14 protein-coding genes are annotated in these 18,867 nt (G+C 63.6%); 5 read left to right on the top strand and 9 right to left on the bottom strand.

Translation table 11 applies throughout. The annotated features are described in order from the left end of the window. Nucleotides 1-42: 42 nt before the first annotated feature. Nucleotides 43-882: a type 1 glutamine amidotransferase domain-containing protein gene (locus ACSYAO_RS08690; protein ID WP_076739211.1), complete on the bottom strand. Its 840-nt coding sequence runs from the start codon at nucleotides 880-882 to the stop codon at nucleotides 43-45. 98 nt (nucleotides 883-980) lie between these two features. Here ACSYAO_RS08690 and ACSYAO_RS08685 point away from each other — a divergent pair, with 98 nt between their 5' ends. Further along, nucleotides 981-1,904 (top strand): LysR family transcriptional regulator, encoded by a 924-nt coding sequence (locus tag ACSYAO_RS08685; RefSeq protein ID WP_076739212.1) that lies wholly within the window; start codon nucleotides 981-983, stop codon nucleotides 1,902-1,904. Between the two features lie 542 nt (nucleotides 1,905-2,446). Beyond that, nucleotides 2,447-2,803, top strand: a complete 357-nt coding sequence (locus tag ACSYAO_RS08680; RefSeq protein ID WP_049427767.1) for a hypothetical protein — start codon at nucleotides 2,447-2,449, stop codon at nucleotides 2,801-2,803. Nucleotides 2,804-3,056: 253 nt separating this feature from the next. On the opposite strand, the gene ACSYAO_RS08675 is transcribed toward ACSYAO_RS08680, so the two are convergent. The 7 genes from ACSYAO_RS08675 to moeB form a co-directional block, all read right to left on the bottom strand. Further along, complete coding sequence (locus ACSYAO_RS08675; protein ID WP_414574451.1) at nucleotides 3,057-4,796, bottom strand: ATP-binding protein; 1,740 nt, start codon at nucleotides 4,794-4,796, stop codon at nucleotides 3,057-3,059. Between the two features lie 9 nt (nucleotides 4,797-4,805). After that, complete coding sequence (locus ACSYAO_RS08670) at nucleotides 4,806-6,047, bottom strand: DUF4297 family anti-phage-associated protein (RefSeq protein WP_143578705.1); 1,242 nt, start codon at nucleotides 6,045-6,047, stop codon at nucleotides 4,806-4,808. A gap of 408 nt (nucleotides 6,048-6,455) precedes the next feature. Further along, nucleotides 6,456-8,021 (bottom strand): glutamine-hydrolyzing GMP synthase, encoded by a 1,566-nt coding sequence (guaA, locus tag ACSYAO_RS08665; RefSeq protein WP_076739215.1) that lies wholly within the window; start codon nucleotides 8,019-8,021, stop codon nucleotides 6,456-6,458. 103 nt (nucleotides 8,022-8,124) lie between these two features. Further along, the gene (guaB, locus tag ACSYAO_RS08660) at nucleotides 8,125-9,582 is read right to left on the bottom strand and encodes an IMP dehydrogenase (RefSeq protein WP_049483302.1); all 1,458 of its coding nucleotides are present in this window, start codon (nucleotides 9,580-9,582) and stop codon (nucleotides 8,125-8,127) included. A gap of 491 nt (nucleotides 9,583-10,073) precedes the next feature. After that, the gene (folD, locus tag ACSYAO_RS08655; protein ID WP_012479956.1) at nucleotides 10,074-10,952 is read right to left on the bottom strand and encodes a bifunctional methylenetetrahydrofolate dehydrogenase/methenyltetrahydrofolate cyclohydrolase FolD; all 879 of its coding nucleotides are present in this window, start codon (nucleotides 10,950-10,952) and stop codon (nucleotides 10,074-10,076) included. Between the two features lie 691 nt (nucleotides 10,953-11,643). Further along, nucleotides 11,644-13,476, bottom strand: a complete 1,833-nt coding sequence (locus ACSYAO_RS08650; protein ID WP_099562828.1) for a monovalent cation:proton antiporter-2 (CPA2) family protein — start codon at nucleotides 13,474-13,476, stop codon at nucleotides 11,644-11,646. A gap of 249 nt (nucleotides 13,477-13,725) precedes the next feature. Continuing rightward, complete coding sequence (gene moeB, locus ACSYAO_RS08645; RefSeq protein WP_076739218.1) at nucleotides 13,726-14,862, bottom strand: molybdopterin-synthase adenylyltransferase MoeB; 1,137 nt, start codon at nucleotides 14,860-14,862, stop codon at nucleotides 13,726-13,728. 88 nt (nucleotides 14,863-14,950) lie between these two features. Between moeB and ACSYAO_RS08640 the strand changes: the two genes are divergently transcribed. From ACSYAO_RS08640 to ACSYAO_RS08630, 3 genes are all read left to right on the top strand, one after another. After that, nucleotides 14,951-15,766, top strand: coding sequence for a helix-turn-helix domain-containing protein (locus ACSYAO_RS08640; RefSeq protein ID WP_049460620.1), 816 nt, complete (start codon nucleotides 14,951-14,953; stop codon nucleotides 15,764-15,766). A 74-nt stretch (nucleotides 15,767-15,840) separates the two neighbouring features. Continuing rightward, a complete protein-coding gene (locus ACSYAO_RS08635; RefSeq protein ID WP_049397574.1) occupies nucleotides 15,841-16,476 on the top strand; it encodes a LysE family translocator in 636 nt (211 codons plus the stop codon). Between the two features lie 94 nt (nucleotides 16,477-16,570). After that, nucleotides 16,571-17,320, top strand: a complete 750-nt coding sequence (locus ACSYAO_RS08630) for a hypothetical protein (RefSeq protein ID WP_049460623.1) — start codon at nucleotides 16,571-16,573, stop codon at nucleotides 17,318-17,320. A 135-nt stretch (nucleotides 17,321-17,455) separates the two neighbouring features. Here ACSYAO_RS08630 and der read toward each other — a convergent pair whose 3' ends face one another. Continuing rightward, a complete protein-coding gene (der, locus tag ACSYAO_RS08625; RefSeq protein WP_005413118.1) occupies nucleotides 17,456-18,853 on the bottom strand; it encodes a ribosome biogenesis GTPase Der in 1,398 nt (465 codons plus the stop codon). Nucleotides 18,854-18,867 lie beyond the last annotated feature (14 nt).

Genomic DNA, 18,867 nt, shown 5'->3' with positions numbered 1-18,867 from the left:
CCACCATGTTGCCACGACACGGCACGCGATGCAGACCCCGCCTTACTTCAACCGCTCCACCAACCGCTGCCCCACCTCCAGCGCCGAAGCCGGGTTCTGCCCGGTAATCAGCTCACGGTCCACCACCACATGCCCCATCCACGGCGTGGCATTGCTGCTGAACCGCGCACCCGCCCGCTGCAACGCGGTCTGCGGGTAGAACTTCATCTCACCGCCACCCAGCAACGGCTTGGCCTGCTCTTCTTCCTGGTTGCTGATCACCGTCATCTGGTAGCCGCTGTAGATCCACTTCGGCATGGCCGGCATCGCACCCGTTTCCAGCTTCGCCACGAAACCCGCAGCATCCGGCAGCGTGGACAGCAGCGCGATCGGCCCGTGGCAGACCAGCGCGGTGGTTTTGTTGCGCTGGTGGAAGTCGGCCAGCAGCCGGCCCAGCGCCGGGCTCTTCAGCAGGTCCTGCATCGGCGCGTGGCCACCCGGAATGTAGACCGCATCGAAACGCGCGTAGCCCTGCTGCTCGATGCGTGCCAGGCTGACCACCGGCGAGGCCGTCGCCGAGGTCAGCGCCAGTTTCTCCAGCAGTTCCTTGTGCAGCGTCAGCTGCGCGGCATCGTTGCCGAAGTACGCCGGCGTCACCGAAGACGCATCCACCGTCGGCGCCCGCCCCTGCGGCGTGGCGAAGGTCACCTCGTGGCCCGCGTCCAGCAGCAGCTTGACCGGCTGCATCAGCTCGTTGAGATAGAAGCCGGTGGACAGCACCTTGCCGTCCTTCAGGTCCAGGTGGTTTTCGTCGGACAGCACCACCAGCACGTTGGCGGCCTGCGCGCCGCTGGCAGCCAGGGTCAGGGCCAGCGCTGCGGCCAGCCGGGTCATCAGGTTCATGGGGGAGCTCCTAATCGGGGAATGGCGGCCACTTTATTCATCGCCCCAGCGGCGATAAATTGGCCCCATCGCAAAACATCTGTTCCCCGGAGAGCCAAATGAGCCGCAAGTTCGACTACCTGGGCGATGTGGAGGTGTTTCTGGCGGTGGTCGAGCACGGCTCGTTCACCGCCGGCGCGGTGGCGCTGTCCACCACGCCCTCGGTGCTGAGCCGTGCGGTCACCCGCTTGGAAGCGCGGCTGGGCCGGCAGCTGCTGCAGCGGACCACCCGCCGCGTGGGCCTGACCGACGCCGGGCGGCTCTATCTGGAACAGGTGCGCACCGCCTTCGGCCTGCTGGACGACGCCGAGCGCGACGTACTGGCCCAGGACGGCGCGCTGGCCGGCCGCGTGCGCCTGAGCGTGCCCACCACCTATGGCCACTACCGGCTGCCGCCCGTGCTGGCGCGCTTTGCGCAGCAGTACCCGCAGGTGCAGGTGGAACTGAACATCACCAACCGCAACGTGGACCTGGTGGCCGAAGGCTTCGACCTGGCCATCCGCCTGGGCCAGCTGCCGGACAGCGGGCTGGTGGGGCGGAAGCTGGAAGATGCGCCTTTGGTGCTGGTGGCCGCGCCGGAGTACCTGCAGCGCTGCGGCACGCCGCAGACGCTGGACGACCTGCAGCAGCACCTGTGCCTGCCGTTCGTGATGCCGCGCACCGGACGGTTGGCGCCGTGGATCTTCCGCGACGCCGGGCGCGACGTGGACTGGCTGCCGCGTTCGTCCATCGAGACCTCCGACGATGTGCTGGGCGTGGTTTCGCTGGCCGAACAGGGCATCGGGATTTGCCAGAGTTACGAGTTCATCGTGCTGGAGCGGTTGCGGCGTGGGGAACTGGTGGAAGTGCTGCCGCAGCTGCGCGGGCGGTCGCGCCCGTTCTCGGTGATCTATGCGCCGCATCGGCGGCAGTCGGCGGCGGCGCGGGCGATGATTGAGTTGCTGGTGGGGAATGCGGGGCATGCTGAGGATGGCGCTGGCTGAGGCCGCGAGGTTCGCTGGCGATGTCGGGTTTGAACCGCTTTTCGGGGTGTGTGGCTGATCACGCGCCGTTGCCACTCGGTGCGGATTAAGAACTGTTGCAAAGAAGGCTGTCGCGCTATTCGCTTGTGGCATGGGCGATTGCGCCACTTTGATTCGCCATCAGCAGAGCGGCTGCGCGAATGCGTCTGCTGGCGTCGTGTGTTGCACGATTGGTGCATGCAACAATAGTTCTTCGCTCTCGGATTCCGCGATTCCTTCGCGAATTTCTATTGGTATTCGGAGCGACGGCGTAAACACCATAGCGCGCCACCGACAACGGGTGGCCGGGCCTGCAAACCCGAACTGTTAGTTGTTTACGCTTACCCGTCGGCACCGTCCTTAACCGGTGCCGGCGGGTAATCCGTCGGCCTTTCTGGCGGACGGTGCGTGGGGGTCTTCGGGCCCGCCGGGTACTGACAACTGACGTCCGGTTTGCAGCCACGCACCGTCCGCCACCCGCTTACGCGGTGGCGCTGTTAAGCACAGCCATGGAAGCCGACGCCATGAACGAATCCGACACCTTCTCCTCCTACACCGTTGTTGAGCCCATCAACGACGACACTCCCCTGCCCGACCTGAACTACCTCCTCGGCATCCTCAAGCGCATGCGCGGCTGCGAGGGAGCCGATGGGCACCCATGGCCAGAAACCGATGTGTCGCCCGGCCGCCGCGTAAGCCTGGCTAGAAGTGAGCGCGCGATGGTTGGCGCACTGACGGTGCTGGAGCTGCTGCACGCGGCAGACCGCTGCCGGGTGGCAGCGGACCCGGAACGGCATTTGGATGAGGGAGTTGTGGATGGGCTGTTTCTGGCTTGCCGGGGGTTGGTTGAGTGGGCTTGTCACGAGGTAAGACCAGAGTGAGACGGCAAACGCTCACAGTGTATGAAACCAGCTTCAAGGTGAGCTCGCACCCATTGCCTCGAAAATGCCCCTATACATAACGAAGTAGTCGCCATCGACGGACGGAGCGCGGGCAGTACGTTAGCTCGCGCCAAACTCATTGTTGATTCCGATCAAGAAGGCGGTTGATTTCACGAAGCTCTGGGACAGCCCCGTGCCACTGGGTTCTGATCATCCATCTTTATCAACGACCTGGATCTGCGATCCTTGATCATCACCCTCGCCAGTTGTCGGCACGCTTTTCGAAGTCGATATTCTTCCATTCTGCTTTCCAGAGCGTAAGGTACTTCACATCACTAGACGAGGGCTCAGGATCACATTTCTCTACATACACAACGCACGGCATGATCACGGCATCACCAATCAGAAGTGCTTCCCCTTGCTCCAGTGCGGGCATACCCTCTGTTAGGTTGCCAAGCGTATCCGGCAGTAGTCGGCGGACATAGCCCTGATCATCGGGATTAGTAAGACGCATCGCCAAGAAATTGGAGCACTGCGAAAAGATAGTTTCTGAAATTTCAGACGGTCGCTGACTCGAAATAAGCAGGCTGATGCCGTACTTTCGACCTTCTTTGGCTATGCGTTCGATCGCACCCAGTGAAGCTTTATAGCGCGCAAGTCCACTCTTCGGCGCATACTTGTGCGCCTCCTCATAGACCATCAGGAATGGCTGTTCGGTTTTGGTTTCAACGCGCCGTGCGTAGTAGCAAAAATCGAACATCAGACGGGAGATGAGCGAAACGGTTATGCTGAGCAGTTCAAAGGGGATGCCGCTAAGGTCGATAATGGTGACATTCGACTCACCTCCGACGTTGTAGCCGGTGAACTGTCTAAGCACATCCTCCAAAGAAGCCTTCCTAGCCTTCTGGCCAAAGATGAACCCAAGCCGCGCATTTCCAATCTTCGATCTGACCCGCCGTTCGAACTTATCGATCGAGCCATCGGCATACGGCCCTTTGTTAATCTCACTACGTTTTGTCGGTGCAAATTCGCGCAACTCTTTACAGTAGTGTTCGATCTGGGCATCGACGTCTTCGAATTCGACTTCCGAGCCGTCCTTAAACTTGATCAACAAAGAATTGTCAGCATTCTTTGCCTCTCTAGTTAGATTTCTGAACGCATTCGCGACATGATCGATCTCGTACGGAAGGGGACTGTCGAAATTTACCTTCTCGACACCGGGGTTACTGATTTTCTTTGCGATGGTAACAACCTGCCTCAGCAATGCCTCCTGATTGTAATTGTTGTTATCGCCTGACTCGAGGAACATGTCCTCCATCTCGTCTTCGTTTAGCAGCCAATACGGCAGGACAAGATCATCGACGGTAATTACGCTTGCATTCGGAAAAGCTGCGGCGTACTCAGAGTGAAGATCGAATATAAGAATATGTGAGTTATTAAGACCCTGGTACTCGCCAGCTTTGGCTGATACAGCCCTTTGCAGAATAGAAGACACACTTGACGATTTTCCGGATCCCGAAGCACCGACAACGGCGACATGCTTGTTGAAGAACCGGTCGCCGTGAACGGGCACGACGATATCACGTTGCCGGGTCAGTGAAGAAAAGCAAAAGCGGTCTTCAGCCGCATAGCAGTCTGCATAGATGGCTGCGATTTCCACCTTCGTTGCCGGGACGACCTTCTTCGGTGGAATTGCCAACTCGTCGCCGCCACGATTGAACTTTCCTTCCTTAAGGGTCCCAAGAGGATAGGCGTCAATCATATAGACACGCCTGTAGTCACCACCTTCGCCTCCTTTGACCTCCTTCATTTCGATTGAAAAGCTTTCGATGATGCAAATAAGAGAGACGTTTTCGTTGTCCGATACTTTAAGAAATGATCCAACGCGAAGAGCCTCACCGGCTGATTGGAAGTTCAACAGATCGTCAACGGCTACTCGAACCTTATTGGGGTAAACCGCCACAACCTCGGCATTTGCGATTTCCTCAGTCATTGTACGTCCTCAAATAATTTTCTTGATTGTGGAGATGCTGCTGACGGGGATCGAGTACAGCCGACTCTTTGGACCCGGCATATCCATGGTCACAGGGCTTTCAAGGAAGAAGTCATAGATGTGGCACGACTTCCGCCCCATGCCATCGAGGGCCGTCTGCAACTGCACTTCGTCGTCGACAAAGCGAATTTCGATCTGATGCTGTTGAGTCTGCAGGCTATGGAGGTGATCAATGCGGAATGGCGATCCGCGATACGGGAAGCCGTCCACGAAAATTATTCCAGTATCGAAAAGATCGTTCTTTACCTGCAGAATAAATTCTTCATCCGCACCGCGCAGCAGGATAAATGGAGCGTAGCGGTCGGAATTTTGGATGCGACGATTCTTAGCGGAACTCCAGTTTTTACCGATGGACCTGAGTTGATCGCAGATATCCGAAGGGTCTGTTCCGGTATCACACTGAATAATGAAAGCGCGAACCATTCCCGCGCCGTTCGTCGGCGAGAAGTACAGGCGCTTCATATGCTTCGCGTACTCGACCTCCTCCTTCTCTCGGAGAAGCCAACGATGATGGACGACCTGGGCGCCCTTGAGCACTTCCTGCAGATCACGACGGGTAGTCCTTCGATCGTTGTGATCTTTTTTTGTGGCCAGTGTCGCAATGTAATCGAGGGCTATTGGATAGTGAAATCCTTCAGCCTCAAGAACTGAGACACCTTGGCTCTTCCGTATGGCCTCAATAACGCTGTTTCGATGTTCAGAATATTCAGCAGCAATTTTTATACTGAAATTCTTGCAGAACGCCTCGATCAATTCATCCGGCGCTGTGGATCCATTGAGCAGGGATTTCTTCTCGTACGTTATCGTCCCATCAGCAGCCCTCACCTCCTTGCGGTATTCCATCACCGACTTAAATCGCTCGACGGAAAGCTCACCAATATCGATCTTAACTTCTGAAAAGTGCCCGTACAGGATGTATTTTCTACCTGCGCGCTGCCCCTCTTCGAGCCCATGGAAATGAACAAAGAGCTTGTACAGAGGATCACGCAGCACTGAGTCTGTTAAGTTCTGCTCCGCGTAGTACTTTACCTGGCCGTAAATTACACCTTCATCCGTGTAACGATCAAAATCTTCAACACCCTCAATGACGATGTCATCGTTCAGGCCCGCGCGCAAGATTTCGAGTAAGGCAGCGTCGAGTTGGTAAAAGTACCCTCTGATCGAAGCTGTCGCCTCGCGCTTCTTGTCCACCTCCAGCATCCTAGCCTCCGAATCAGTCCCTGATTGGCCCGGTAGCTCGCGCCATTTCTAGTCACAAGATCGTTAGACAAATATTGAAGCTGGTTTCCATTGCTATCGCGCAAAAGCAACCAAAATGGTTACTCAGCACAACAGCAGCCACGCCCCCAAGAGCTGGACTCATGCGACATTACACAAAAGTTCATGCATCCGGAAGATCCGCATCCGGCGTAGCCCCCCCCCCGTCAAACTTACTGAGATGAAGTTACGTGACCCCAAGCACTCCTACAAGACACAGTCTCTCCGGCTCGTTCGCAGTTTCCCAACGATCACGTACAGCTATTGAGGCCCAGAAGTTGCAGGTCACTCGATCAAGCCACAAACAACAAGGGCGCCTTTCGGCGCCCTCGTTCTTTCAACTCATTCCCACTCAATAGTCGCCGGCGGCTTCCCCGAGATGTCATAAACCACCCTCGACACCCCCCGCAACTCATTGATGATCCGGTTGCTCACCGTACCCAGGAACTCATACGGCAGATGCGCCCAGTGCGCGGTCATGAAGTCGATCGTCTCCACCGCTCTTAGCGCAATCACCCACTCATAAGCGCGCGCATCACCCACCACGCCCACCGACTTCACCGGCAGGAACACGGCAAACGCCTGGCTGGTCTTGTCGTACAGGTCCGCCTTGCGCAGCTCATCAATGAAGATGGCATCGGCCTTGGCCAGCAGCTCGGCGTACTCGCGCTTCACTTCGCCCAGGATACGCACGCCCAGGCCCGGGCCCGGGAACGGATGGCGGTAGACCATGGTCCGCGGCAGGCCCAGCTCGACGCCCAGGCGGCGCACTTCGTCCTTGAACAGCTCGCGCAGCGGCTCCACCAGGCCCAGCTTCATGTGCTCCGGCAGGCCGCCCACGTTGTGGTGGCTCTTGATCACATGCGCCTTGCCGGTCTTGCTGCCGGCCGACTCGATCACGTCCGGGTAGATGGTGCCCTGCGCCAGCCACTTGGCGTTGCTCAGCTTGTTCGACTCTTCGTCGAAGATCTCAACGAACAGGTTGCCGATGATCTTGCGCTTGGCTTCCGGGTCGCTCACGCCTTCCAGCGCGGCGAAGTAACGATCGGCGGCATTCACGCGCACGACCTTTACGCCCATGTGCTCGGCAAACATCGCCATCACCTGGTCGCCTTCCTGCCAGCGCAGCAGGCCGGTATCCACGAACACGCAGGTCAGCTTCTCGCCGATGGCCTTGTGCAGCAGCGCAGCCACCACGGACGAATCGACGCCGCCGGACAGGCCCAGGATCACTTCGTCATCGCCCACCTGCTCGCGCACGCGAGCGATCTGGTCGTCGATGATATTGGCGGCGGTCCACAGGGTCTGGCAGCCGCACACATCCACCACGAAGCGGCGCAGCAGCGCCTGGCCCTGCAGGGTGTGGGTCACTTCCGGGTGGAACTGCACGCCGTACCAGCGCTTTTCTTCGTTGGCCATGGCGGCCACCGGAATGCGGTCGGTGGTGGCGGTGATGGTGAAGCCCGGCGGTGCAACGGAGACGTGGTCGCCGTGGCTCATCCAGACATTCAGCTTCGGCTCGCCGCCGTGGTCGCTCAGGCCCTTGAACAGTGCATCCGGGTTGATCACGTTCACTTCGGCGTGGCCGAACTCGCGCTGGTCAGCGGCTTCGGTGGCACCGCCCAGCTGCGCGGCCAGGGTCTGCATGCCGTAGCAGATGCCGAAGATCGGCAGGCCGCTGTCGAACACTTCCTGCGGCGCGGCCGGCGCACCCGGCAGCGTGGTCGATTCCGGGCCACCGGACAGGATGATGCCCTTGGCGCCGAAGCCGGCGATCTCGGCCGGGTTGTGGTCCCACGCCCAGATTTCGCAGTAGACGCCCAGCTCGCGGATGCGGCGGGCGATCAGCTGCGTGTACTGCGCGCCGAAATCGAGGATGAGGATCTTGTCGTTATGGATGTTGGTCATGGCGCCCCGGCAATGCAGTAGGGAAAACGAAATCAGATTTACGGCGGCAGATGGAGAAAGAGGAACGGGAAGTGCTTCCCCGTTCCTCTTTGCTCGGCCCGCATCAGGCGCGGTAGTTCGGCGGCTCTTTGGTGATCGTCACGTCGTGGACGTGGCTCTCACGCTGGCCGGCGCCGCTGATCTTCACGAACTTGGGCTTGCTGCGCATGTCTTCGATGGTGGCGCAGCCCACGTAGCCCATGGTGGCGCGCAGGCCGCCCATCAGCTGGTGGATGATGCCGCCCACCGGGCCGCGGTACGGCACGCGGCCTTCGATGCCTTCCGGCACCAGCTTGTCGGCGGTGGCGGCGTCCTGGAAGTAGCGGTCCTTCGACCCCTTCTCCATGGCAGCCAGCGAACCCATGCCGCGGTAGCTCTTGTACGAACGGCCCTGGTACAGCTCGGTCTCGCCCGGCGATTCTTCGGTACCAGCCAGCAGGCCACCGACCATGATGGTCGAGGCACCGGCGGCCAGCGCCTTGCCGATATCGCCCGAGTAGCGGATGCCACCATCGGCGATCAGCGGGATGCGGTCCTGCAGGGCTTCGGCCACCAGATCAATGGCGGTGACCTGCGGCACACCGACGCCGGCGACGACGCGGGTGGTGCAGATCGAGCCCGGGCCGATGCCGACCTTGACGGCGTCCGCGCCGCTGTCCAGCAGCGCCAGTGCGGCTTCGCCGGTGCAGATGTTGCCACCGATGACCTGCACCTGCGGGAAGTTCTTCTTGACCCAGCTGACGCGGTCCAGCACGCCCTGCGAGTGGCCGTGCGCGGTATCGACCACGATCACGTCCACGCCGGCGGCGACCAGCGCTTCCACGCGGCGATCGGTATCGCCACCCACGCCGACGGCAGCGCCGACCAGCAGGCGGGTCGACAGATCCTTGGCAGCGTTGGGGAAGTCGGTGTTCTTCTGGATGTCCTTGACGGTGATCAGGCCACGCAGTTCGAACGAATCATTGACCACCAGCACCTTTTCGATGCGGTTGCGGTGCAGCAGCTGCAGCACTTCATCCGACGCGGCGCCTTCCTTGACCGTGATCAGGCGATCCTTCTTGGTCATGATGTGGCGGACCGGATCGTCCAGCTCGGTTTCGAAGCGCATGTCGCGGTGGGTCACGATGCCGGCCAGCAGGCCGTCGCTGCCCACCACCGGCACGCCGGAGATGTTGTGCGCCTGTGTCAGGGCCAGCACGTCGCGGATGGTGGTTTCCGGGCCGACGGTGATCGGGTCGCGGATGACACCGGCCTCGAACTTCTTGACCTTGGCCACTTCCGCGGCCTGCTGTTCCAGGCTGAGATTCTTGTGGATGATGCCCATGCCGCCGAGCTGGGCCATGGCGATGGCCAGGCGGGCTTCGGTGACGGTATCCATGGCTGCGGACAGGATCGGAAGCTTCAGCTTCAGGTCGCGCGTCAACCGCGTTTCGAGGTTGACGTCCTTGGGCAGGATGGTCGAGTGGGCGGGGACGAGCGAGACGTCGTCGTAAGTGAGTGCTTCAGCCTGGATGCGCAGCATCGGCATACCCGAGATGTGGGGAAGCGCGACATTTTACCCTGTTTTCGCGCCGCGTGGCAGGGGGTAAATGCGACGCAGTGTCGCGCGGGCGGTGATTGGTTCAGGGGGCCATCCGGGCCGGCGGCATACTGCCTTTGGTAGGTGCCAACCTTGGTTGGCACCTACCAGGAGCGAGTCATCGGCCTGCCTTTGGTGGGTGCGGACCGATGGTCCGCACTACCCTTCAGACACCTGTGTCTCCTGCATTGTGCCGACCAACGGTCGGCACCCACCTTAAGAGGATCACTCGGGCCAGCCCTGGAGCGCCTTTGGTAGGTGCCAACTTTGGTTGGCACAAACAGCCAGAGGCCTTCACCCCACCTGGGGTCCAGGTGCCGGACGGATCGTGCCAACCAAGGTTGGCACCTACCAGGAGCGGGTCATCGGCCTGCCCCGGCATTGTGCCGACCAACGGTCGGCACCCACCAACAGCAGATCTCCCCAATCGCAGGTCAGCTCAGCGCTTCCGCCGCTTCCAGGGTGTTCTGCATCAGCGTGGCCACGGTCATCGGGCCGACGCCGCCCGGCACCGGGGTGATCCAGCTGGCCCGCTGGGCGGCCGCTTCAAACCCGACATCGCCCACCAACCGGCCGTCATCCAGCCGGTTGATACCCACGTCGATCACCACCGCGCCCGGCTTCACCCACTCGCCCGGCACGATGCCCGGGCGGCCCACCGCCACCACCAGAATGTCGGCGTTGCGCACGGCCTGCTCCAGCACGTCCTTGGGGGTGAACTTGTGGCAACTGGTCACGGTGCAGCCGGCAATCAGCAGCTCCAGGCCCATCGGCCGGCCGACATGGTTGCTCACGCCAACGATGGTGGCGTTGCGGCCGCGTACCGGCTGGTCGGTGTGGCCCAGCAGCGTGGTGATGCCGCGCGGGGTGCACGGGCGCAGGCCGAACTCGCGCAGGGCCAGGTGGCCGACGTTTTCCGGGTGGAAACCGTCCACGTCCTTGCGCGGGTCGATGCGCTGGATCAGGCGGCGCGCGTCGGGGATGCCCGGCAGCGGCAGCTGGATCAGGATGCCGTTGATCTTCGGATCGGCATTGAGCTGGTCGATCAGGTCGAGCAGTTCGGCTTCGGTAGTACCGGCCGGCAGATCGTAGTCATGCGCTTCGATGCCGACCTTCTCCGCGGCACGGCGCTTATTGCGCACGTACACGGTCGAAGCCGGGTCGCCACCGACCAGCACCACGGCCAGGCCCGGGCGGCTGCCACCGGCGGCCACGCGAGCGTCGACGCGCACCTTCAGGCTGTCGAGCAGGTCCTCGGCGATACGGCGGCCATCAAGGATGCGGGCAGGATGTAGGGGGGCGGAATCGGTCATCGGGAGCGGGCGTGGGGCGGCGGGGACGCTATTGTCCCCGATTCAGGCCCCCTCGCCCACCGCCGCGCGCCGACACCGCGCACCGGTAGTGCCGGCCGCTGGCCGGCAACTCCATGACGTCGGAACGTTTGCGCATCTGCCGGCCAGCGGCCGGCACGACCAACCACCGGCTCCGGCAATTCCCCACACGGTAGTGCCGGCCGCTGGCCGGCAACCTCCTGACGTCGGAACGTTTGCGCATTTGCCGGCCAGCGGCCGGCACGACCAACCGCCGGCTTCGGCAATTCCCGACCCGGGTAGTGCCGGCCGCTGGCCGGCACCCCCATGACGTCGGAACGTTTCCGTATCTGCCGGCCAGCGGCCGGCACTACCAACCACCGGCTTCGGCAATTCCCCACACGGTAGTGCCGGCCGCTGGCCGGCAACCCCATGACGTCGGAACGATTCCGTACCTGCCGGCCAGCGGCCGGCACGACCAACCACCGGCTTCGGCAATTCCCACACGGTAGTGCCGGCCGCTGGCCGGCAACCTCATGACGTCGGAACGTTTCCGTATCTGCCGGCCAGCGGCCGGCACTACCAACCACCGGCTTCGGCAATTCCCCACACGGTAGTGCCGGCCGCTGGCCGGCAACCCCATGACGTCGAAACGTTTCCGTATCTGCCGGCCAGCGGCCGGCACGACCGGGCTTTACTCTTCCTCTTCCGGCACGTCCTGCGGGTTCAACGTCTTGCTTGCCCGCTTCGGCGCGGTGAACGGTGTCGGCGTCGGCACGCCCTGGCCGGAGTTGCCAAACACCATCTTGGCGCCGGCATTCAGACCACCACCGGCAATCTCCAGCTCGAAACGCTCGGCATCGCGGCGACGGATCTGCTCGGCAATTTCGATCGCATCGTCCTCGTCCGCACCCAGTTCCACCAGCGCGGCCTGGCCGAACAGCACTGCCGATTCAAACGTCTCGCGGATCTGGAAATCGACACCGGCATGGATCAGCCGCAGCGAATGTTCGCGGTCGAACGAGCGCACCATCAGCTTGGCCTGGGGGAACTCGTGTGCCACCAGTTCAACGATGCGGTCGGCGGCCTCGGCCTTGTCCACGCAGACCGCAATCGCACGTGCAGTCGCCGCGCCCGAGGCATGCAGCACGTCCAGTCGCGTACCGTCGCCGTAGTAGATCTTGAAACCGAAGCGCGCCGCGCTCTGGATCATCTCCACATCGTTGTCGATGATGGTCACGTCCACGTCGCGCGCCAGCAGCGACTGGCTGGCGACCTGGCCGAAGCGACCGAAGCCGATCAGCAGCACGCTGCCGGACAGGCCATCGGCCTCGTCCACGCCGTCCATGTTCACCGTCGGCTTCGGCGCCACGCGCTTGTAGAGCAGCACCACCAGCGGGGTCAGCGCCATCGACAGCACCACCACGGCGGTGAAGTTGGCATTGATCTCCAGGTTGATCACGCCGGCCGATGCGGCGGCAGAGAACAGCACGAAGGCGAACTCGCCGCCCTGCGCCATCAGCACGCCACGATCCAGCGCCTGCGCGTGGTCGCTGCCCATGATGCGCGCCACTATGTAGATGCACAGCGCCTTGGCTGCCATCAGCGCCAGCACCAGGCCGAGGATCAGCTGCCAGTTGCCGGCCACCACGCCCAGGTCCAGCGCCATGCCGACGCTGAGGAAGAACAGGCCCAGCAGGATGCCGCGGAACGGTTCGATGTCCGCTTCGATCTGGTGGCGGAAGGTCGATTCGCTCAGCAGCACGCCGGCCAGGAACGCGCCCATCGCCATCGACAGGCCGGACAGCTGCATCAGCAACGCCGCACCCAGCACCACCAGCAGCGCGGCGGCGGTCATCACCTCGCGCGCCTTCGACTCGGCCAGCACGCGGAACAGTGGGTTGAGCAGGAAGCGGCCGACCAGCACCAGGCCAACGATGGCGCCGACGCCGATCGCCACCGACAGCCAACGCGAACCCTCGCCATCGGCGCTGCCCGCGCTCGGGCCCATCCAGGCCACCAGCGCCAGCAACGGCACGATCAGCAGGTCTTCGAACAGCAGGATGGAGACGATCTTCTGCCCCGACGGCAGCGCGATGTCACCACGCTCGGCCAGCAACTGCATCACCACTGCGGTGGAGGTGAGCACGAAGCCGGTGGCGCCGATGAAGGCCACCTGCCAGGGCAGGCCGAACAACTTGGCGATGCTGGTCAGCACCAGCGCACAGGTGACGATCTGCAGCGTGCCCAGCCCGAAGATCTCCTTGCGCAGGCTCCACAGGTGCGAGGGCCGCATTTCCAGGCCGATCACGAACAGGAACATCACCACACCGAGCTCGGCGGTATGCAGGATGGCCTGGGGGTCGGAGAACCAGCCCAGCCCGAACGGTCCGATCGCCAGGCCGGCGGCGAAGTAGCCCAGCACCGAGCCCAGGCCGGCCCGGCGGAACAAAGGCACCATCACCACCGCCGCGCCCAACAGGGCGACGACCTTGACCAGCTCGCTGGTCGCTGCTTCTACCGCCATGCGGTGTGTTCCCCAAGATCCAGAATCGGGTTCAACAATAGAGCAATGCCGATGACGGCAATAGCACGCATGTTGCGCCGGATTGTCTTGGAGGTGGAACGATGTAGGGAGCTACCCCCAGCATCATCCCGAAACCATGCATCCGCGTCGGTGGGTGCCACCATGCACCCGCTTCGGTAGGTGCCAACCTTGGTTGGCACGAAAACGCCGACCAAGGTCGGCATCTACCAAGGCATTCCCCGGCCAGCCTCACCCACCCCGGCAAAACGCGGCGTAATCGATATACCCCGGGAACGGCACGCCCGGCGCGCACACCGGGCACTGCGGGTCCGGCCGGATGCCGGTCTCGCGGAAGCGCATGCCCAGCGCATCGAAGCGCAGCAGGCGGCCGACCAGTGGTTCACCGATGCCCAGCAGCAGCTTCAGCACCTCGGTCGCTTGCAGCACGCCGGCCAGGCCAGGCAGCACACCCAGCACACCGGCCTCGGAACAGTTCGGCGCGAACTCCGGCGGCGGTGGCTCCGGGAACAGGCAGCGGTAGCACGGCGCCACGCCGCGCTGGCGGCCGGCGTCAAACACGCTTACCTGGCCATCGAAGCGCTCGATGGCGGCGTACACCATCGGTATCGCGTGCTTGATGCAGGCGTCGTTGAGCAGGTAGCGCAGCGGGAAGTTGTCCGAGCCATCCAGCACCACGTCCACGCCGTCCAACAGCGCATCCACGTTCTCGGAGGTGACCCGCTCCGGCACGGCCTCCACCTCGATCGACGGGTTCAGCGCCAGCAGCCGCTCGCGCGCCGAATCGACCTTGAGCTGGCCGACGCTGGCTTCGGTATGCACGATCTGCCGGTGCAGGTTGCTGCGCTCCACGCGATCGTGGTCGGCGAAGCGCAGGTGCCCCACCCCGGCGGCAGCCAGGTAGAACCCAGCCGGTGCGCCCAGCCCACCCGCGCCCAGCACCAACACGCGCGACTGCTGCAGCCGGCGCTGGCCGGCCTCGCCCACCTGCGGCAGCAGCAGGTGCCGCGAATAGCGGTCGTAGAAGTCACGGTCGGCGGCGCTGGCCAGCGGCTGCACCAGCGGCAGCGACTGCTCGCGCCAGGCCACGGTACCCCCCGTCACGGAAGCGACGTGGGTGTAGCCGGCCTGCAGCAGGAACTGCGCGGCATCGGCCGAGCGCTTGCCGCTCTGGCAGATCAGCAGGATCTCCTGGTCGTGCCGCGGCAGGTGTGCGGCCGGGTCGGCCTGCAGCTCGCCCTTGGCCACGCCGCGCGCGCCCTCGGCCATCCCGCCGGCCCGCTCGTGCGCCTCGCGCACATCGATCAGCACCGCGCCGTGGGCCAGGCGCTCGCGCGCCTGCGCGGGGGAAAGCTCTTGGATGCTCATGGCCGCATTATCGCGCAGACACCCTCGACGCGCCCTGCCCCGAACATGGCACCATGCGGGCGTTGCCCCTGCATCCCGGAACCGCTGCATGCGCTCTGCCACCGAATTCTGGCGTGACCCGCGCATGCCCTTCGTCGAAAGCCGACGGGCGTGCGACAGCCGCGCCTGCCATCGCCCGCACAGCCATGACACCTTCTCGATCGGCGCCGTCGACGCCGGCAGCAGCGTGTTCACCGGCGCCGCGAAAGGGCCGCGTCTGCTGCAGCCCGGCAGTCTGGTCGGCGTGCCCGCAGGCCGCGTGCACGCCTGCAACCCCCTGCCCGGCCAGCTCTGGAGCTACCAGATGCTGCATCTGGACCCGCGCTGGATGGCCGAGGTCCGCGCCGAGTATGACGACCTGCCCGAACCCGACTGGCAGCAGGAACCGATCCGGATTTCCAACCATCGCCCTCGCTACCAGCAGTACTGCCAGCTCAACGAGACGCTGTTCTCCGACGACCCGGTCAGCGTCAAGGAAGCGGCGCTGATCGCGTTCGTCGGCGATCTGGAGGAACACGATGGTGTAGCCGTCGCCGGCCCGCTTGAAGATGCCGCGTTACAGCAGCGCTTGCAGCCGGTGATGGACGTTCTGCGCCAGCGGCTCGAACACACCCCGGCCCTGCAGGAGCTGGCATCGCTGGCAGGCATGAGCCGCTACCAGCTGATCCGCGCCTTCCGACGCGCTACGGGCCTGACACCGCACGCCTGGCAGATCGATCAACGCATCCAGGAGGCCCGCCGGCGGCTGTGCGAAGGGCAGGCACTGGCCGTGGTCGCGCATGCGCTGGGTTTTGCCGACCAGAGCCATTTCCAGCGGGTCTTCAAGGCCCACGCCGGTGCAACCCCGGGCCAATACCGGCGCTGAGCCTGCAATAACGTTCAATACCATCGCGCGGGGCATCCGCAGACTGGCGCCCCAGCCAGCCGCCGCCGGACCCGATGGAACAGTTCCTGGTCATCGCCACCGTACATTTTCTCGCCCTGCTCTCACCCGGCCCCGACTTCTTCCTCGTTGCACGCACCGCGATCACCTCGGGCTGGCGCACCGCCAGTGGTGCCTGCGCAGGCATCGCCGTCGGCAATGGCGTCTTCATCGTGGCCGCTTTCACCGGAACGGCCATGCTGCGCCCAGGCAGCGCAGGGTTCATTGCGGTGCAGTTGGCGGGCTGCGGGTTCCTGCTGTACCTCGGCACGCTGTTCCTGCGCCATGCGGGTTCGACGACGTTGCAGGCACCTGAAGCTGCCGCCGGATCGCCAGCGGGTGGGGCCCAGGGATGGTGGAGGGCGGCAGCGCTGGGTGCCCTGTCTGCGCTGCTGAACCCGAAGAATGCGCTGTTCTACGCAACGCTGGCGGCAATGCTCAACGGTCCGCAGCCCAGCGCCGCAACGAAGTTCTTCTATGGCGCGTGGATGTTCGGCATCGTCCTGCTATGGGATCTGCTGGTTGCCGCGCTGGTTGGCCACCCGTGGGTGCTGGGTCGATTCGCGCGTGCCCTGCCCTGGCTGGAACGGGCCGCAGGGCTCCTGATGATTGCGCTGGCGCTATGGATCGCCGTGTCGCTGTGGCTGGGCTGATGCCGGTAATTCGCGCCTGTCGCAATAGCGTTCAATACGGCGCGTCCAGCGCAGCCCACATTCGGCACTTTCTGTAGTTTGGTGGCAGGTTTTCGTGCAGCAGTTCTTCATCGTCGCGGTGCTGTACGGCTTCGCCCTGCTCCTGCCTGCGTCGAATCACGCGAAGATCCTGCGCACCGCGATGGGCGCGGGCGGGCACGCCGCCATGGCCGCATCGTTCGGTATCGCCATCGGTACGGGCATCATCTGCGCCACGGCCTTCGTTGCGGCGGGCATGCTGGGAAACCGCGGCCTGTGGACGCTGGCGATGCAGTGCGCGGGCTGCCTGCTGCTGCTGCGCCTGGCGGGCATGTGCCTGCGCGACGCCGGGCTGACCTCCCTCTCTCCGCTTTCCCTGCAGATGCCCCGGGGCCTGAAGGCCCGCTCCCGTTGGCCGCACGCCGAGGCTGGATGCCTGTTGGCGCTCGCCAGCATCAACAACTGGACGCTGCAGTTCGCGGTTGCAGCCCTGGTCAGCGGCCTCGTTGCCGACATGGATACAAAGGCCGCTTACGTGGCCTGCCTGGGCGGCGTCGCGCTGTCGCTCGGCCTGCTGATGGCGTGGCTCGGCAGCCATCCGCGCTGGGCACAGGGGTGTTGCCGATCGCTTCCGTGGCTGGAGCATGCCGCGGGCCTGGTGATCGGCGCGGTGTCGGTGGCGTACCTGGCAGGGGTACTGGGTACCACCCTGGTCTGGGCAAGCCTCACGGGACAGGCGCAGCTACCCGAATCGATGATCGCCGCGCCCCGCAGCGCCCCATGCGCGTTGCCGCATTGCCGCGCTCGTCGCAACAGTTCGCCATGATTGAGGACTGTAGACGTAGGGGTAGTACCGGCCGCTGGCCGGCAACCTCGTGAACACGCCAGGCATCGGGTTGCCGGCCAGCGGCCGGCACTACCACAGACAAAAAAGGCGGCCCTGCGGCCGCCTTCCCGTGAATCACTTGCCCTTGACGTGCTTCATCAAGCGCCGCTTGGCCTTGACCTGCCGCTCGGTGAGGACGTTCTTCTTGCCCTCGTACGGGTTGGTGCCCTCGCGGAAGATGAAGCTCACCGGCGTACCGATCAGCTTGAAGCGCTTGCGGAAGAAGTTCTCCAGGTAGCGCTTGTACGACTCCTGCAGTTCCTTCAGGCGGGTGCCGTGCACGATGAAGGTCGGCGGGTTGGAACCGGCCGGGTGCACGTAGCGCAGCTTGGAGACGTGGCCGCGGATGGTCGGCGGCGGATTGGTCTCGTACGCCACTTCCAGCGCCTTGTTCACTTCGCTGGTGGTGAAGGTCTTGTTCGCCGATTCGTGCGCGCGGTGCACCGCACGGAACAGCTCGCGCAGGCCCGAGCCGTGCTTGGCCGAAATGCGCACCGATTCGGCCCAGGGCACGAAGCCCAGCTTCAGCGACAGCATGGTTTCAGCCTGTTCGCGCTGGTACTCGGTCAGGCCATCCCACTTGTTGATGGCGATCACCAGCGCGCGGCCGGCGTCGAGCACGGCACCGAGCACGGTGGCGTCCTGGTCGGTCACGCCTTCGGTGGCGTCCAGCATCAGCACGGCGACCTGGCACTGCTCGATCGACTGCATGGTCTTGACCACCGAGAACTTCTCGACGACCTCGTCCACGCGCGAACGGCGGCGCAGGCCGGCGGTGTCGATCAGCCGGTACTCACGTCCGTCGCGCTCCAGGTCCACCGCGATCGAGTCGCGGGTGGTGCCCGGCACGTCGGAGGCGATCATGCGCTCCTCACCGAGGATGCGGTTGACCAGGGTCGACTTGCCCACGTTCGGACGTCCGACGAAGGCGATGCGGATACGGTTCGGATCGTTGTCCAGTTCTTCGCCGCTGCCTTCTTCCGGCAGGCGCTGGATCACTTCGTCAAGCAGGTCGTCCAGGCCCTGGCGGTGCGCGGCCGAGACGGTCAGCATCTCGCCGAAGCCGTAACGGGCGAACTCCGAACGGACGCTGTCCTCGTCGGTGCCGTCGATCTTGTTGATCAGCAGCAGCGTCGGGCGCGACAGCTTGCGCAGCCAGGCCAGGATCTCGTCGTCCAGCGCCGAGGTGCCCTCGCGGGCGTCGACGACGAACAGGATCAGATCGGCTTCGGCCGCCGCAGCCCGGGCCTGGCGCGTGGTGGCACCCGCCAGGCCTTCGTCTTCCCCGGCAATACCGCCGGTATCCACGACGAGGAAATGGTTGTCCTCGTCGAGGCGGCAGACGCCGTAGTTGCGGTCACGGGTGACGCCGGGCTGGTCATGGACCAGCGCGTCGCGGGTGCGCGTAAGCGCATTGAAAATAGTCGACTTGCCGACATTCGGCCGTCCAACCAGGGCGACCAAAGGCAGCATCGCGATTACTCCAA

Source organism: Stenotrophomonas sp. STK16_22 (assembly GCF_051984505.1).
GTDB lineage: Bacteria > Pseudomonadota > Gammaproteobacteria > Xanthomonadales > Xanthomonadaceae > Stenotrophomonas > Stenotrophomonas maltophilia_A.
This window is presented reverse-complemented; position numbering and strand designations above follow the sequence as displayed.

Coding starts and splice junctions, on each gene's coding strand:
- ACSYAO_RS08690 (WP_076739211.1), bottom strand. CDS start 882: ATGAACCTGATGACCCGGCTGGCCGCAGCGCTGGCCCTGACCCTGGCT.
- ACSYAO_RS08685 (WP_076739212.1), top strand. CDS start 981: ATGAGCCGCAAGTTCGACTACCTGGGCGATGTGGAGGTGTTTCTGGCG.
- ACSYAO_RS08680 (WP_049427767.1), top strand. CDS start 2,447: ATGAACGAATCCGACACCTTCTCCTCCTACACCGTTGTTGAGCCCATC.
- ACSYAO_RS08675 (WP_414574451.1), bottom strand. CDS start 4,796: ATGACTGAGGAAATCGCAAATGCCGAGGTTGTGGCGGTTTACCCCAAT.
- guaA (WP_076739215.1), bottom strand. CDS start 8,021: ATGACCAACATCCATAACGACAAGATCCTCATCCTCGATTTCGGCGCG.
- guaB (WP_049483302.1), bottom strand. CDS start 9,582: ATGCTGCGCATCCAGGCTGAAGCACTCACTTACGACGACGTCTCGCTC.
- folD (WP_012479956.1), bottom strand. CDS start 10,952: ATGACCGATTCCGCCCCCCTACATCCTGCCCGCATCCTTGATGGCCGC.
- ACSYAO_RS08650 (WP_099562828.1), bottom strand. CDS start 13,476: ATGGCGGTAGAAGCAGCGACCAGCGAGCTGGTCAAGGTCGTCGCCCTG.
- moeB (WP_076739218.1), bottom strand. CDS start 14,862: ATGAGCATCCAAGAGCTTTCCCCCGCGCAGGCGCGCGAGCGCCTGGCC.
- ACSYAO_RS08640 (WP_049460620.1), top strand. CDS start 14,951: ATGCGCTCTGCCACCGAATTCTGGCGTGACCCGCGCATGCCCTTCGTC.
- ACSYAO_RS08635 (WP_049397574.1), top strand. CDS start 15,841: ATGGAACAGTTCCTGGTCATCGCCACCGTACATTTTCTCGCCCTGCTC.
- der (WP_005413118.1), bottom strand. CDS start 18,853: ATGCTGCCTTTGGTCGCCCTGGTTGGACGGCCGAATGTCGGCAAGTCG.